This is a genomic window from Mesorhizobium sp. 113-3-9 (assembly GCF_016756515.1).
In the GTDB taxonomy this organism is placed as follows: Bacteria; Pseudomonadota; Alphaproteobacteria; order Rhizobiales; family Rhizobiaceae; genus Mesorhizobium.
The window spans coordinates 5,480,635-5,495,149 of record NZ_AP023246.1 but is presented as its reverse complement, the minus strand read 5'-3'; the positions used below and the strand labels follow the sequence as shown (position 1 = coordinate 5,495,149).

The window sequence follows — 14,515 nt, the reverse complement described above, 5'->3', positions numbered from 1 at the left end:
CTCGATCACGACGCAAAGCAAACAGACGAAAGAGGCAACGAATGGACGCCACCGAACTGAAGGCCATGCAGGCGCCGCTGAAGCAGGCCTACCGCGACGACGCCTCGCAGGCGCTGATCACATTGAGAGCGAAGGGTTCGATCGACGACCAGTCGGTGGCCTGCAAGGTGGAGACGGGCAGGGCGATCGCCATCGCCGGTCTGCATCCGGCAACCGGCGGCTCAGGGCTCGAGCTCTGTTCCGGTGACATGCTGCTTGAGGCCTTGGTGGCCTGTGCCGGCGTGACGCTGAAGGCGGTGGCGACAGCGCTCGAGTTCAAGCTGGGCGCCGCCACGGTGGAGGCCGAGGGCGATCTTGATTTTCGCGGCACGCTGGGTGTCGCCAAGGACGCGCCGGTCGGTTTTCGTGCCATCCGCCTCAATTTCAGTCTCGACACGGATGAACCGCAGGAGCGGATAGACTCGCTCTTGAAGTTGACCGAACGCTATTGCGTGGTGTTCCAGACCATCAACCAGAAGCCGGAGCTGAGGGTTTCAGCGCGGCGCTGAAATCACAAGCCCGTGGCAACGGCCGCGGGCCTTGTGATGCCTGATGTTTACTGCGCAGCCGGCTCTTCGGCATCACCCTCGTCGGTGAAGGGCGAGGCGCTCGGCACGCACTGCACGGACCAGCCGGTTGGTGTCGGCTGCTTCTGATACTCGGTGATGGCGGCGGTGCACTGTTCGCGCTTGTCGAAGGTGCTGGGCAGAACCACCATGCCGCCCTGCGGGCCGGCGATTACCAGATACCAGACCAACGCTGCGGTTGTAGCCATGGGGATTTCCTTGTTCTGCCCAGCGGGGCGCTTGTTGTGGGAGTCGTTCCGATCCTAACAACTCCTCGGAAATGACGAAAGCATGACCGCGGGGCAGCCTTTCCCCTTCAGATCACAGCCGCGTGATCAATCGGCAGGCTGCTAAACCGGTTATGTTGCTGCGGGCAGCGCTCAGTCGGTCGCAAAACAATAAAACAGGCCGTCGCCGCCGGTGCCTTTCAACGCCTCCTGGCTGCAGCCGCCACGCGAGGCATGCGAGGAATTCCACGACTTCGCCGCCGCCGAATCGTCGAGGCCGGTGCGGTCGTGATGACCCATCATCGCCGCCCCTTCGGCGCCGCCCATCGTCCAGTCGCCGCAGGTCTGGTCGGCGATCCTGGTGCCGTCGGGTTTCGATCCGGTCAGCATGTCATGCCGGTTCGGCGTGTCGCCGCGGCCATTGACCACTTCGCCCTTTTCGTCCAGCGCCGTCTGCTTGGTGATGCCGTTGGCGTCGCCATGCAGGGAGGCGACATCATCGGCGATTTTCTCGCCCTTGGCGTTGAACCAGGGCCCCTTGCCGATACGGTCGCGTGCATCCTCGGCGCTGGTCGAGAGATAGGCATGCCAAGTCTTTCCGGTGACGCCGGCGGCTTCAGCCAGTGAAGCGCAATGCGCGTCGGCGCCCTTCAAGCCGCCAAGATCGGCACCCTTGCCCGAGCCGACACTGGTGACGAAGAAACTCATCTTGGCATCTTGGGAGACGGCCACGCCTGCTGTCGCGCCGAGAGCGGCCACAAAGGCGGTGGTGGCAATGAGAAGAAGTCTGCGCATATCGGTCCTCCGGTTTCGAATGTCCTACGTCAGGAGAACGTAGCCGGAGGCCCTTTTAATCCCTTTGGGATCCCTCAAACCGAAGGCGTGAGTTCATTCAGGCTGCCGGTAGGAGACGAACCGGTTGTGCTTGGCCTGGAAGATCAGCCCGGTCTCTTCCAGATCGGGGCTGGCCAGCGGCACGATGCGCTTGGCGATCTCCTGGGGATGCGGCAGCGTCTCCGGATCCTCACCGGGCACGGCCTGGGCCCGCATGGCGGTACGGGTGGCGCCCGGGTCGGCGGCATTGACGCGCAACGGCAGGCTCTGCGTCTCGTGCGCCCAGGAGCGCATCATGGTCTCGACCGCCGCCTTCGATGCCGCGTAAGGCGCCCAGAAGGCACGCGCCGAATGCGCTGCGTTGGATGACAGGATGATGGCCCGGCCGGCATCGGAAAGCCGTAGCAGCGGGTCGACCGAGCGGATCAGCCGCCAGGTCGAGGTGACGTTGATGGTCATCACCTTCTCGAACGTCTTGGCCTCGACATGGCCGATCGGCGAGATGACGCCGAGCACGCCGGCATTGGCGACGAGAATGTCGAGCTTGCCCCAGCGCTCATGGATGGCGCCGCCCAGCCGGTCGATGCCGGCCATGTCGGCGAGATCGAGAGGCACCAGCGTCGCCTGGCCACCGGCCGCCTTGATCTGGTCGTCGAGTTCTTCGAGACCACCGACAGTGCGCGCAACCGCGATCACATGTGCGCCGGCGGCGGCCAATTCCCTGGCGATGAAATAACCGATGCCGCGCGAGGCGCCGGTGACGACCGCAACGCGGCCGGTAAGGTCGAGGGTCATGCGAGAATTTCCGTAAGGTCTGGCCTACGCCCCGTTGTTCGCCAGCAGCGACAGCGTGCGCACATTGTCGTGGCCTTCGAAGTCGAGCAGGCGGGTCGGGTACTGGCCGGTGAAGCAGGCGTCGCAGAACTGCGGCTGGTCGTCGTTGCGGCTGGCTTCGCCGACGGCGCGGTAGAGGCCGTTTATCGAGAGGAAGCCGAGCGAATCGACGCGGATGAATTCGGCCATCTCTTCCACCGACATGCGCGACGCCAGAAGCTTCGACTTCTCCGGCGTGTCGACGCCATAGAAGCAGGAGGCGCTGGTCGGCGGCGATGCGATGCGCATATGCACCTCCCTAGCGCCGGCGTCGCGCACCATCTGGACGATCTTCTGGCTGGTGGTGCCGCGCACGATCGAATCGTCGACCAGAACCACGCGCTTGCCCTCGATCATGCGGCGGTTGGCATTGTGCTTCAGCTTGACGCCCATGTGGCGGATCGAATCGCCGGGCTGGATGAAGGTACGGCCGACATAGTGGTTACGGATGATGCCGAGCTCGAAGGGAATGCCTGCCGCCTGGCTGAAGCCGATCGCCGCAGGCGTGCCCGAATCCGGCACAGGCACGACGATGTCGGCCTCGACCGGGTTCTCCTGCGCCAGCTCGGCGCCGATGCGCTTGCGCACTTCGTAGACGTTGCGGCCCTCGACCGACGAATCCGGCCGGGCGAAGTAGACATATTCGAAGATGCAGAAGCGGGTCTTCTGCGGTTCGAACGGGAACAGGCTTTCAATGCCCTTGGAGGTGACGACGACCATCTCGCCAGGCTTCAGGTCGCGCACGAAGCGCGCGCCGATAATGTCGAGCGCGCAGGTTTCGGAAGCGAGGATCCAGGCGCCGTCGAGATCGCCCAGCACCAGCGGGCGGATACCGAGCGGATCACGGCAGCCGATCATCTTCTTGGCCGTCATCGCCACCAGCGAGAAGGCGCCTTCGACCTGACGAACGGCGTCGATGAAACGCGAGTTGAGGTCGCGCTCCTTGCTGGTCGCGACCAGGTGCAAAAGCGTCTCGGTGTCGGAGGTGGAGGAGAAGATCGCGCCCTGCTTCTGCAGCGCGCGCTGCACCGTCATGGCGTTGGTGAGATTGCCGTTGTGGGCGACGGCAAAGCCGCCATCGGCAAGCTCGGCGAAGAAGGGCTGGATGTTGCGCATGCCGGCGCCGCCGGTCGTGGCGTAGCGCGTATGGCCGATGGCGCGGTTGCCTTGCAGGCTGTCGATGACGCGCTGCTTGGTGAAAGTGTCGCCGATCAGGCCGACATGGCGTTCGACATGGAATTGGCTGCCATCATAGGAGACGATGCCGGCCGCTTCCTGGCCGCGATGCTGCAGCGCATGCAGTCCGAGCGTGACGATGGCCGCCGCGTCCTGTCGGCCGAAAATGCCGAACACACCGCATTCGTCATGGAAATGGTCGTCGGCCTCGGCGGAAAGCACGTCGTCTGCGTCTGCCATCTTAAGCTCCGCTAAAATCGCCATATAGTGCGGGTTCGCGCCGAAAGCAACGCGCGCCGTGCAGTCGTTCACACCATCGTCAGTCCAGGCGCGTCAGTTTGCCGGGGCTGCCGGCGCTGCTGGCTTGGCCGTGTTGTCCGCTGGGCCGGCATCATTGTCGTCGGGAGCCGGTGCATTGGCGTCGTCGCCGCCGGCAGGAGCGTCCGCCGCCGGTGCGTCCGGAGCGGCCGGCGTCTCGGCAGCGGGCTGATTCGGATTGAGCTTCTTGAGGATGGCGTTTTCCGGATCCTCGGGCAGCAGGCTTTCAAGCTTGGCGCCGATCTGCTCCAGCAGCGGCCGCGACTTGGCCTCCGTCACCCAGGCCGGTGCCTTGGCGCCAGCCAGCCAGTTGAAGAACAGCAGCGCGACGGCGACGACCAGGATGCCGCGCGCGGCGCCGTAGAGGAAACCAAGCGTGCGGTCGAGCGCGCCGATCCGCGAATCGATGATCCAGTCGGCGAGCTTCATGGTGATGACCGAGACGACGATCAGCGCGATGATGAAGACGACGCCGGCGGATGCCGCCATGGCGATCTTCTCATTGTCGATGTAGGGCTTAAGGTATGGCAGGACCGGCTTGTAGAAGAAGAAAGCCGCGGCCGCCGCCGCCGCCCACGAGACGACGGACAGGATCTCGCGCGAAAAGCCGCGAACCATGGCGAGCATCGCCGAGACCAGGGTGAAGCCGACCAGGATTCCGTCAAGCAGCGTAATCGGCATGTCTTTCGCCCCACTCCGATCTCTTTTTCACGGCTCGACGAGCCGCGTTATTCTTCATCGTCGACGCGACTGCGCCGTGAGCCGGCTATGCGCGCCACGAGGTCGGCAAGCTCGGTGGGCTGGAAAGCGCCGGCCCCGATCCCTCCAGCAAGTTCCTCGCTGCCCAAGGGCAGAACCGCGCTACCAAAACCCAGCTTTTCGGCTTCCTTGAGGCGCTGCTGCGCGTGCGCAACCGGCCTCACCGCGCCCGAAAGGCTGATTTCGCCGAAATAGACGCAATCGGCGGGAAGGGCAAGACCGGTGAGCGAGGAAACCAGCGCGGCGGCGACCGCGAGATCGGCCGCAGGCTCGCTGATGCGGTAGCCGCCGGCGACGTTGAGATAAACGTCGTGCTGGCCAAAGCGGACGCCGCAATGGGCTTCGAGAACCGCCAGGATCATCGACAGGCGAGCTCCGTCCCAACCGACGACGGCGCGCCGTGGCGTGCCGAGCGAGGATTGTGCGACCAGGGCCTGAATCTCGACCAGCACCGGCCTCGTGCCTTCCATGCCGGCGAAAACCGCGGCACCCGGCGATTTCGCATGCCGCTCGCCGAGAAACAGCTCGGATGGATTGGCGACCTCGCGCAAACCCTTGTCCGACATTTCGAAGACGCCGATCTCATCGGTCGGCCCAAAGCGGTTCTTCACCGTGCGCAGAATGCGATAGTGGTGACCGCCTTCGCCCTCGAAGTAGAGCACGGCATCAACCATGTGTTCGACCACGCGCGGTCCGGCGATCTGGCCTTCCTTGGTGACATGGCCGACCAGCACGATCGCCGCGCCCGTGGATTTCGCATAGCGGATCATCGCCTGGGCGGCGGCGCGCACCTGGGTGACGGTGCCCGGCGCCGAATCGGCAAGGTCGGTCCACAGCGTCTGGATCGAATCGAGAATGACCAGATCCGGCCGCTTGCCGTCGGCGATGGTGGCAAGAATGTCCTCGACATTGGTCTCGGCTGCCAGTTCCACCGGTGTGTCGGCGACGCCGAGCCGCTGCGCCCTCAGCCTGATCTGCGCGACGGCTTCTTCGCCCGAGACATAGACGATGCGGTGGCCTCGCGACGCCAGCGCAGCGGCAGCCTGGGTGAGCAGCGTCGACTTGCCGATGCCGGGGTCGCCGCCGACCAAAAGTGCGGAACCGCGTACAAAACCGCCGCCGGTGGCGCGGTCGAGTTCGCCGATGCCGGAAATGATGCGCGGCGCGTCCTCGATATCGCCGGAGAGCGTGGTCAGCACCACCGCGCGGCCCTTGCGGGCGTTGCGCGTGTTGGCCGGCCCCGAACCGATGCCGCCGGAGGTGCCTTCCTCGACCAGCGTGTTCCACTCGCCGCAGGCATCGCATTTGCCGGCCCAGCGCTGATGCACCGATCCGCAGTTCTGGCAGATGAACTGGACACGCGATTTGGCCATCAGGCGAGGCCTGTGGCAAATGAAAGAACAGGTCGGTGAGACAGGGGGGCGCGCCGTGGAGCGCGGCCGGCCCGGATATTTGCTGCGATTTCGGCCAACTGCTTACTCGTCAAACCTCTCCGCGATATGATGCTCTTCCGCCAGGTCGGAGAAGCGGGTGAATTCGCCGTGGAAGGCGAGCGTGACCGAACCCGTCGGGCCGTGGCGCTGCTTGGCGACAATGACCTCGGCCTTGCCGCGCATCTCGTTCATCTCGTTTTCCCACTTGACGTATTCTTCCGTGCCGAGCTTCGGCTCACGGTTCTTGAGGTAATACTCCTCGCGGTAGACGAACATCACGACGTCGGCGTCCTGCTCGATCGAACCGGATTCACGCAAGTCGGAGAGTTGCGGGCGCTTGTCGTCGCGGCTTTCGACCTGACGCGACAGCTGCGACAGCGCGATGATCGGTACGGCCAGTTCCTTGGCCAGCGCCTTGAGGCCCGTGGTGATCTCGGTGATTTCCTGCACGCGGTTCTGCGAAGACTTGGCGGATGAACCCTGCATCAGCTGGATATAGTCGATGACGATCAGGTCGAGGCCGCGCTGGCGCTTCAAGCGCCGCGCGCGGGCGGATAGCTGCGCAATGGAGATACCGCCGGTCTGGTCGATGAAAAGCGGGATCTTCTGCATGGTCTGCGAACAGGCGACCAGCTTTTCGAAATCCATTTCGCTGATCTCGCCGCGGCGGATTTTTGAGGACGAGATTTCCGTCTGCTCGGAGATGATACGGGTAGCGAGCTGCTCGGACGACATTTCGAGCGAGAAGAAGCCGACCACGCCGCCATTGGCCGCCTTGAACGATCCGTCCGCCTGCTGCGCCGGCACATACATCTCGGCGATATTGAAAGCGATGTTGGTGGCAAGCGACGTCTTGCCCATGCCCGGGCGGCCGGCAAGCACGATAAGATCCGACGATTGCAGGCCGCCCATGCGGCGGTCGAGATCGCGCATGCCGGTGGCGAGGCCCGACAAATGGCCGTCGCGCATATAGGCCGCGTTGGCCATGTCCACGGCCGTCTTGACCGCGTCGGTGAAGCTCTCGAAGCCGCCATCATAGCGTCCGGTTTCGGCCAGTTCGAACAGGCGGCGCTCGGCATCCTCGATCTGCTCGGAAGGCGACATGTCGACCGGCGCGTCATAGGCGATGTTGACCATGTCTTCGCCGACGGTGATCAGCGCGCGGCGCGTTGCCAGGTCGTAGATGGCGCGGCCATAGTCGGTGGCGTTGACGACGGTGACGGCTTCGACCGCCAGCCGCACGATATATTGCGCCACCGTCATGTCGCCGACCTTTTCGTCGGCCGGCAGGAAGGTCTTGAGTGTGATTGGCGTCGCCACCTTGCCCATGCGGATGAGCTCGGCCGCGATCTCGAAGATTTTTCTGTGCAGGGGTTCGTAGAAATGGCCTGGCTTCAGGAAATCGGAGACACGATAGAAGGCATCATTGTTGACGAGGATAGCGCCGAGCAGCGCCTGCTCGGCCTCGATGTTGTTCGGCGCCTCGCGATAAAGCGGTTGCTGCTCCGCCACGCCGAATTTTCGTGCTGCCTCTGCCATGATATCCCCGATTTCGATCCCGGCTTCTCGATATCAGAACGACACGAAACCGTGCTGACCTTTCTGCATCACCGCACGACCAACCAACCTTGATGCCCGTTGTTCACAGGAACGGAAAACCGTCCACAGGACAGTGTTCCTGTGTCCCGATTCCGATTGACTCGGCAAGCAGTGATTCTTACGCGCGCTATTGGAACGAAGCAAGAACAATCGGCCGTTCAGGTACCGCCTGGTTCCAGCCTGTCACCCCAGTCCAGCCGCCGGGCCAGCTTGAAGTCCGCGCCGTCACGCTTGGTGAAGAGTTGCTCCACGGCTGTGCCGTCTTCCTGGCAAAGCTTGAGCAGAACCTTGCCCGAGCCGGATTTCGGCGGTGCGAGGACCCGCGCGGCGTGGGAGGCGGCCGGCTGGCGCGACGCGGCGACAAAAATGAATTTCTCGTCTTCCCACGGCACATCGGCGTCCTTGGCCAGCCGGTGCAGGCGCGAGCGGGCGACGCGGCGGGCAAAATGGCACCAGTCGGGCGGGTTGAGCGGGCAGGGCGCCTCGTGCGGACAAGGCGCCAGCACATGCGCACCGGCGGCGATCAGTTGCGCGCGCACCGCCAGAATGCGCTGCCAGCCCGCCGGCGTGCCCGGCTCGATGATCAGCAGCGTGTCTGTCGTCAGCTGCCATAGACGGTCGACCATCTTGGGCAGCGATGCCGGCACGATCTCGTCCAGCACATAGGCGCAGGTGACGAGGTCCGCCGGCCGAAGGTCGCCCAGGTCTGTTGTGACGTCGCCGGCCTGCCAGACGGTTCGGGCCGCGATGGCGTCGGCGGCGAGCGTCTCGCCGACCTTGCGCACCGCCGCGCTCGCTTCCAGCAAAACGGCCTGTTCGAGATCGGGCCAGAGATCGTTGGTGGCCCAAAGCACCGTACCAGGACCGGCGCCGACGTCGAGCAGGGTTTTCGGCGCGAAATTTGGCCGGGCCGCGTTCAGCGTGTCGAGGCTGGCACGGACCGCGGCATAGGTCGCCGGGAGCCGCGTCGCCAGATAGGCCTTGACCGCCATGTCCTGCGCCATGTGCAGGCGGCCGTCGCGCAGTTCGGCGCGGTAGCGGTCGGAGAGTGTTTTCGCTGCCTGCTTCAGTTCCGGCAGCGGGACTTTCTCCAGGATGCGGTCGACGGCGTGTCGAAGAAGGGCCGGCAGTTCCACGCTAGGCTCCTCGCGGTGCGAGCAGGATGACCGAAGCGCCGGCGATGCAGAGCGCGGCACCACCAAGATCCCAGCGGTCGGGCCGCACGCCTTCCACCAGCCACAGCCAGCCAAGCGAGGCGACGATGTAGATGCCGCCATAAGCGGCATAGGCGCGGCCTGCGGCATTGGTGTCGACCAGCGCCAGAAGCCAGGCGAACAGCAGCAGCGAGACGAAGCCCGGCGCCAGCCACAGCGGCGATTTTTCGAGCCGCCACCAGGCCCACACCGAAAAAGAGCCGGCGATCTCGGCCAGCGCCGCGGCGGCATAGAGGAGATAGGTCATGAAAAAGGCCCCGTGACGATCACGAGGCCTTTTTCATGGCAGGGGCCGGGAATGGCAAGCGGCAATGGCGAAAGCGCACCAACGTTGCGTTCCTACTCCGCCACCTTGCGGCGTCGGGCGGGCTTGGCCGCCTTCTCGACGGGAGCCGCTTCGCGGCGGCCCAGGTCGCGCATTTCCAGTGCCTTTTCGCATTTTGCCATGTAGTCGCGGGTTACCGGCAGCGTGTCGTTCTTCTTGGCGATCTGGAACTGGAAGATGACGAGGTCCTGCCAGCGGAAGGCGGCTTCGGAAGCGGCCAGATAGAACTCCCACATGCGGCAGAAGCGTTCGTCGTAGATGGCCTTGGCCTTGTCGCGATTGGCGGCGAAGCGCTGGCTCCAGTGCTTCAGCGTGTCGGCATAATGGAGCCGCAGGATCTCGACATCGGTGACCACCAGGCCGGACTTCTCGATCGCCGGCAGCACCTCCGACATCGCCGGTATGTAGCCGCCCGGGAAAATATACTTGCGGATGAAGGCGCTGGTCGCCCACGGCACGCCGGAGCGGCCGATCGTATGCAGGAGCATGACGCCATCGGGCTTAAGCAACGTTGCCGCCTTGTCGAAGAAGGTGCGGAAGTGGTTCACGCCGACATGTTCGAACATGCCGACCGAAACGATACGGTCGAAGCGTTCGTTGAGTTCGCGATAATCCTTCAACTCGAAATGGACGTGGTTTTCCAGGCCTTGCGCATGCGCCCTGTCGGTGGCCACGCCATGCTGTTCGGTCGACAGCGTCACGCCCTGCACATCGACGTCGAAGGCCTTGGCGAGATAGAGGCCGAGCCCGCCCCAGCCGGAGCCGATATCGAGTACGGTCTGGCCGGCTTTCAGTCTGAGCTTGGCGGCGATATGGCGCTTCTTGGCGGCCTGCGCCTCGTCCAGCGTCATGTCCGGCTGCTCGAAATAGGCGCATGAATACTGCATGTCCTCGTCGAGGAAGAGCCGGTACAGGTCGCCCGACAGATCGTAATGACGCTGTACGTTGCGGCGCGAGCGCGAAGCGGTGTTGATCTGCTGCAGGCGGCGGAAGGCGTGGCGCAGGCCCTCGATCGCTTTTGACCATGTCGCGTCGATGCCGCCGCTGCCCATGTTCTGAAAGGCAATGCGCATCAGGCCGAGCACGCCGCCTTCGAGGATGTCGAGTTCGCCGTCCATGTAGGCTTCAGGCACCGCCAGCATCGGATCGAAGGTGATGGCCCGTTCGGCGTGCCGGGTCTTGATGTGCATGTGCACTGGCTCGCCGCTGCCGTCGCCGAAGATGACTGTCAAGCCCTTGGGCCCGGTTACCTTGAGATTGCCCGTGCGAACCAGGCGATCGAGAACGCGCTTCAGCAGAATATTCATAACCAAATGTCCCCTCACGGTCAGACCGGCTGCCTTAATTCTGCAACAATATATAGGGGTTCGAAAAGTTCCATTTGGTATAAAAATGCCCGGGCGAGAGGCCCGGGCATTGGTCCAGAATGGCTGGATTACGACAAAGTGATCGGAGCTCGGCTCCTTCGCTTGTCGTGGGCGATCAGGCGTTGTCTTCGCCGCCTTCGAACTCGGCGTTCGGATCGAAGAAGTTTTCCGGCCGGGCATTGTCGTTGATGTCGTCGCCATAAATGGCTTCGGCGGTGGTCAGCGTCTCGCCCTTGGCCTGGCGTTCGGCCTCATCGGCCGTACGGGCGATGTTGAGCGTGATGGTGACTTCGACTTCCGGATGCAGCGCGATCGCCACATTGGTGAGACCGATGGTCTTGATCGGCTGGTTGAGCTGGATCTGGTTGCGGTTGACCGTGAAGCCTTCCGCCGTCAGCAGATCTGCGATGTCGCGCGTCGACACCGAACCGTAGAGCTGACCGGTCTCGCCGGCCGAGCGAACGGCGATGAAGCTCTTGCCGTCGAGCTTTTCGGCAACCTGGCCGGCTTCCGACTTGCGCTCGAGATTGCGGGCTTCGAGCTGGGCGCGCTGGCCTTCGAACTTCTTCTTGTTGGCTTCGTTGGCGCGCAGCGCCTTGCCCTGCGGCAGCAGGAAATTACGGGCAAAGCCGTCCTTGACCTTGACGGTATCGCCCATCTGACCGAGGCGGGAAACGCGTTCGAGAAGAATGACTTCCATGGTTTTGTTCCTTTTGGTTGGGCGTCCGTCCACAAGGCAGGCGCCGAATTCTCTGGAACAGGTCAGGAAGCAAAAGGGGCGTTGCCGCCGGTGTCGCTGTCCTGCCTGTCGCGGCAGTTAGAGGCCTTGACCTCAACTCGGGATTTGATGCCTGAACCGGTCATGCCCGTCATGGCCGGCGAAAGGAACGGGCGGCGAGCCGCCCGTCCGAGAGATTTAGCGGACCACGTAGGGCAGCAGGCCGAGGAAACGGGCGCGCTTGATCGCCTTGGCGAGTTCACGCTGCTTCTTCTGGCTGACGGCGGTGATGCGCGACGGCACGATCTTGCCGCGCTCGGAAATGTAGCGCTGCAGGAGACGCACGTCCTTGTAGTCGATCTTGGGCGCGTTGGCGCCGGAGAACGGGCAGGTCTTGCGGCGACGGTGGAACGGGCGCCGGGTCGGGATCTGGTTGATGTCGACCATTATTCTGCACCCCCTTCAAAGCCTTCGCGCGGACGGCGCGGACCACGATCACCACCGGCATCGCCGAACGAACGCGGCGGACGATCGCCACGGTCGCCGCGATCACGGTCGCCGAACGAACGCGGGCCGCGATCGCGATCGCCGAAGCTGCCGCGCTCGGAGCGCTCTTCGCGCTTCTGCATCATGGCCGAGGGACCTTCCTCATGCGCCTCGACCTTGATGGTCAGGAAACGCAGGACGTCCTCGGACAGACCCATCTGGCGCTCCATCTCGTTGAGCGCTGCCGGCGGGCAGTCGAGGTCCATGAGCGTGTAGTATGCCTTCCGGTTCTTGTTGACCCGGTAGGTGAGGGACTTCAGTCCCCAGTTCTCGACCCGGCCGACGGACCCGCCATTCGCGGAGATGACGCCCTTGTACTGTTCGACAAGCGCATCGACCTGCTGCTGCGAGAGGTCCTGCCGGGCAAGAAACACATGTTCGTAAAGAGCCATTATGGTTCAGTGCCTTTCTTCGTTTCTCTCCCGGTTCCCGGCGGCAAAAGCCTCTGCAACTTCTCTGACCCGAGCCCAGGAAGGCACGGAGAAGAAAGGAGCATGACGAGACGGTCGAGAGCGGAGACACGGGAGGCGGAAGCACTTCTGGCTTCACACGAAGGCTTTTGATAAAACCTCCGGCCCTCCGTTCAGCCCCCAGCTGGGACCGGCAGATTGGCGGCGTCTATACAGCAATCCACCGAGAAGGCAAGGGCAAGCGGCGTTCCCGATGTCGCAGGGCGCTGGAAAGGTAGCGGCCGCGTCGGTACCGCCTGGCGGTTTTCTCGCAACCAGCCTTTAACCACAATGTCAGGTTGCACAGGGTTGAGCCCCGCCGTCAACGGTCGATTCATCATGGAAGGCGCAAAAGCCCGGGCAATCCGCGCAGACCAAGCGGTGGGCATTTCCGGGGGTAAGGATGCTTCTCAACAGATTCTGGCGCTCGAAGAGCGGCAATTTCGCGCTTCTGATGGGGCTCGGTCTGCCGGCCATCCTGTCGGCCGTCGCCTTCGCGGTTGATGTGTCGACCATCATGCGGGCCAAGAGCAACCTGCAGAATGCGCTCGACGCCGCAAATCTCGCCTCCTCTCATCTCGGCGATCTGGATATTACCCGCACGGACGCCTTCGATCGCTATTTTCAGGCCAACATCGTCGGGCATGGCGAACTCGCCAACGCGCAGGCGACGCTGACCGTCGACAGGGGCGTCAACTTCATCAAGACAAAGGCGGTTGCCTCCGCGGACGTCAATTTGAACTTCGCCTTCCTGTTCGGCCAGAACAAGCACATCGTCGTCGATGCCTCGGCTGTCGAATCGAACAACCAGCTCGAAGTCGTGCTGGTGCTGGACAATACGGGCTCGATGGCCGGTGCCCGCATGACGGCATTGAGGACGGCAACGAAGTCCCTGCTGGACACGCTTGAGGCGACAAAATCGCCGACGCGCCAGGTGCGTGCCTCGCTGGTTCCCTTTGTCACGGCGGTCAACGTCAATGGCGATGGGTTCGATCCGTCCTGGATCGACATGGACGGGAAGTCCTCGACCAACGGCATCAATTTCCCCGCCATCGACGGCAAGCGGCCGACCCACATGGCGCTGTTCAAGCAATTGGGGCTGAAGGGCGGATGGAAAGACACCGGGTGGAAAGGCTGCGTCGAGGCTCGCCCCGGCACCTACAACATTTCCGATACGCCACCGGATCCGAACAAGCCCGACACGCTGTTCGTGCCCTATTTCGCTCCCGACGATCCATCATCTGCCACCAAGCCGTCCGGCTCCTACGGCAACTCGGCGACCGGCTACAACAATTCGTACCTCGACGACACCATAGACAAGAACAAACTCAAGCAGTCCGGCATCAATGTGCTGGGTATCGACCTCAGCGGCCTGCTCGGAGGTGTGATCGACGCGTTGTTGGGCGCTGATCTGGAAAAGATCGCCAAATATGTCGCCTCGACGAACAAGCTCGTCACCGAGACCGGCACCGCCATCACCGTTGGGCCGAATCGCTCCTGCCCGACCCCTGTCGTTCCACTGACCGACGACTTCGACAAATTGCGCAAGGCCGCGAGCCAGATGACGGAGTGGAACGGTTCCGGCACCAATGTCTCGGAGGGGCTCTCGTGGGGCATGCGGGTGCTTTCGCCAGGCGCGCCCTATACCGATGGGGTGCCATTCAAGACGCCGGGCGTCAGCAAGATCGTCATGCTGCTTACCGATGGCGAGAACGTCGTCTATGGCGCCAGCAATCAGCCGACCAAGTCCGACTACACGTCCTATGGCTACCTGGCGGGTGGCCGCTTCGGGTCGGACAACCAGACGACGGCGGCCCGCAACGTCGACGGCTGGACCAAAAGCGTGTGCACGCAATTGAAGAACGAGGGCGTGCAGATCTACACGATGGTGCTGCAGTCCGACACCGCCGCCAACCGCACGCTCTACAGCGCCTGTGCTTCCAACCCGAGCGACTACTATGCCGTCAACGACCCGGCCAAACTGCCGAACGTCTTTCAGCAAATCGCCAACAAGTTCTCGAAGCTGCAACTCACGAACTGAGTGCTCGATATCGAGAGGGCTGCCGCATCTG

General features: G+C 63.5%; 15 protein-coding genes. 2 read left to right on the top strand and 13 right to left on the bottom strand.

The window, feature by feature from the left end; all coding sequences use genetic code 11:
- Nucleotides 1-41 precede the first annotated feature (41 nt).
- Entirely contained in the window at nucleotides 42-548 is a 507-nt protein-coding gene (locus MesoLj_RS26990; protein ID WP_202323164.1) for an OsmC family protein, read from the top strand.
- Nucleotides 549-595: 47 nt separating this feature from the next.
- Here MesoLj_RS26990 and MesoLj_RS26985 read toward each other — a convergent pair whose 3' ends face one another.
- From MesoLj_RS26985 to rpsF, 13 genes are all read right to left on the bottom strand, one after another.
- On the bottom strand, nucleotides 596-814 hold the full coding sequence (locus MesoLj_RS26985) for a hypothetical protein (protein WP_027045347.1): 219 nt from the start codon (nucleotides 812-814) through the stop codon (nucleotides 596-598).
- A 171-nt stretch (nucleotides 815-985) separates the two neighbouring features.
- Nucleotides 986-1,627 (bottom strand): hypothetical protein, encoded by a 642-nt coding sequence (locus tag MesoLj_RS26980; RefSeq protein WP_202323163.1) that lies wholly within the window; start codon nucleotides 1,625-1,627, stop codon nucleotides 986-988.
- A gap of 93 nt (nucleotides 1,628-1,720) precedes the next feature.
- The gene (locus MesoLj_RS26975; RefSeq protein WP_202323162.1) at nucleotides 1,721-2,461 is read right to left on the bottom strand and encodes an SDR family NAD(P)-dependent oxidoreductase; all 741 of its coding nucleotides are present in this window, start codon (nucleotides 2,459-2,461) and stop codon (nucleotides 1,721-1,723) included.
- A gap of 24 nt (nucleotides 2,462-2,485) precedes the next feature.
- Nucleotides 2,486-3,955, bottom strand: a complete 1,470-nt coding sequence (purF, locus tag MesoLj_RS26970) for an amidophosphoribosyltransferase (protein WP_202323161.1) — start codon at nucleotides 3,953-3,955, stop codon at nucleotides 2,486-2,488.
- A gap of 93 nt (nucleotides 3,956-4,048) precedes the next feature.
- Nucleotides 4,049-4,714 (bottom strand): CvpA family protein, encoded by a 666-nt coding sequence (locus MesoLj_RS26965; RefSeq protein WP_202323160.1) that lies wholly within the window; start codon nucleotides 4,712-4,714, stop codon nucleotides 4,049-4,051.
- 47 nt (nucleotides 4,715-4,761) lie between these two features.
- Entirely contained in the window at nucleotides 4,762-6,165 is a 1,404-nt protein-coding gene (radA, locus tag MesoLj_RS26960) for a DNA repair protein RadA (RefSeq protein WP_096456421.1), read from the bottom strand.
- 102 nt (nucleotides 6,166-6,267) lie between these two features.
- Entirely contained in the window at nucleotides 6,268-7,764 is a 1,497-nt protein-coding gene (locus tag MesoLj_RS26955) for a replicative DNA helicase (protein ID WP_140768432.1), read from the bottom strand.
- Nucleotides 7,765-7,982: 218 nt separating this feature from the next.
- Nucleotides 7,983-8,960, bottom strand: a complete 978-nt coding sequence (locus tag MesoLj_RS26950; RefSeq protein WP_202323159.1) for a small ribosomal subunit Rsm22 family protein — start codon at nucleotides 8,958-8,960, stop codon at nucleotides 7,983-7,985.
- Nucleotide 8,961: 1 nt separating this feature from the next.
- Nucleotides 8,962-9,285, bottom strand: coding sequence for a YnfA family protein (locus MesoLj_RS26945; protein WP_202323158.1), 324 nt, complete (start codon nucleotides 9,283-9,285; stop codon nucleotides 8,962-8,964).
- A gap of 92 nt (nucleotides 9,286-9,377) precedes the next feature.
- Entirely contained in the window at nucleotides 9,378-10,670 is a 1,293-nt protein-coding gene (locus MesoLj_RS26940; protein WP_140768426.1) for an SAM-dependent methyltransferase, read from the bottom strand.
- 175 nt (nucleotides 10,671-10,845) lie between these two features.
- Nucleotides 10,846-11,430: a 50S ribosomal protein L9 gene (gene rplI / locus MesoLj_RS26935; RefSeq protein ID WP_140768424.1), complete on the bottom strand. Its 585-nt coding sequence runs from the start codon at nucleotides 11,428-11,430 to the stop codon at nucleotides 10,846-10,848.
- Nucleotides 11,431-11,646: 216 nt separating this feature from the next.
- Nucleotides 11,647-11,895 (bottom strand): 30S ribosomal protein S18, encoded by a 249-nt coding sequence (gene rpsR / locus MesoLj_RS26930; RefSeq protein ID WP_006203718.1) that lies wholly within the window; start codon nucleotides 11,893-11,895, stop codon nucleotides 11,647-11,649.
- A complete protein-coding gene (gene rpsF, locus MesoLj_RS26925; protein WP_140768422.1) occupies nucleotides 11,895-12,386 on the bottom strand; it encodes a 30S ribosomal protein S6 in 492 nt (163 codons plus the stop codon). The genes rpsR and rpsF overlap by 1 nt, the downstream gene beginning before the upstream one ends.
- A gap of 460 nt (nucleotides 12,387-12,846) precedes the next feature.
- On the opposite strand from rpsF, the gene MesoLj_RS26920 reads away from it, so the two are divergent.
- Nucleotides 12,847-14,484, top strand: a complete 1,638-nt coding sequence (locus MesoLj_RS26920; RefSeq protein ID WP_202323157.1) for a pilus assembly protein — start codon at nucleotides 12,847-12,849, stop codon at nucleotides 14,482-14,484.
- The last annotated feature ends 31 nt before the right edge of the window (nucleotides 14,485-14,515 follow it).

Excerpts from the sequence above, each read along its gene's own strand:
- purF (WP_202323161.1), bottom strand. The coding sequence starts at position 3,955 with ATGGCAGACGCAGACGACGTGCTTTCCGCCGAGGCCGACGACCATTTC.
- rplI (WP_140768424.1), bottom strand. The coding sequence starts at position 11,430 with ATGGAAGTCATTCTTCTCGAACGCGTTTCCCGCCTCGGTCAGATGGGC.
- MesoLj_RS26985 (WP_027045347.1), bottom strand. The coding sequence starts at position 814 with ATGGCTACAACCGCAGCGTTGGTCTGGTATCTGGTAATCGCCGGCCCG.
- MesoLj_RS26940 (WP_140768426.1), bottom strand. The coding sequence starts at position 10,670 with ATGAATATTCTGCTGAAGCGCGTTCTCGATCGCCTGGTTCGCACGGGC.
- MesoLj_RS26965 (WP_202323160.1), bottom strand. The coding sequence starts at position 4,714 with ATGCCGATTACGCTGCTTGACGGAATCCTGGTCGGCTTCACCCTGGTC.
- MesoLj_RS26990 (WP_202323164.1), top strand. The coding sequence starts at position 42 with ATGGACGCCACCGAACTGAAGGCCATGCAGGCGCCGCTGAAGCAGGCC.
- MesoLj_RS26955 (WP_140768432.1), bottom strand. The coding sequence starts at position 7,764 with ATGGCAGAGGCAGCACGAAAATTCGGCGTGGCGGAGCAGCAACCGCTT.
- MesoLj_RS26975 (WP_202323162.1), bottom strand. The coding sequence starts at position 2,461 with ATGACCCTCGACCTTACCGGCCGCGTTGCGGTCGTCACCGGCGCCTCG.
- rpsF (WP_140768422.1), bottom strand. The coding sequence starts at position 12,386 with ATGGCTCTTTACGAACATGTGTTTCTTGCCCGGCAGGACCTCTCGCAG.
- MesoLj_RS26945 (WP_202323158.1), bottom strand. The coding sequence starts at position 9,285 with ATGACCTATCTCCTCTATGCCGCCGCGGCGCTGGCCGAGATCGCCGGC.
- radA (WP_096456421.1), bottom strand. The coding sequence starts at position 6,165 with ATGGCCAAATCGCGTGTCCAGTTCATCTGCCAGAACTGCGGATCGGTG.
- rpsR (WP_006203718.1), bottom strand. The coding sequence starts at position 11,895 with ATGGTCGACATCAACCAGATCCCGACCCGGCGCCCGTTCCACCGTCGC.
- MesoLj_RS26980 (WP_202323163.1), bottom strand. The coding sequence starts at position 1,627 with ATGCGCAGACTTCTTCTCATTGCCACCACCGCCTTTGTGGCCGCTCTC.
- MesoLj_RS26920 (WP_202323157.1), top strand. The coding sequence starts at position 12,847 with ATGCTTCTCAACAGATTCTGGCGCTCGAAGAGCGGCAATTTCGCGCTT.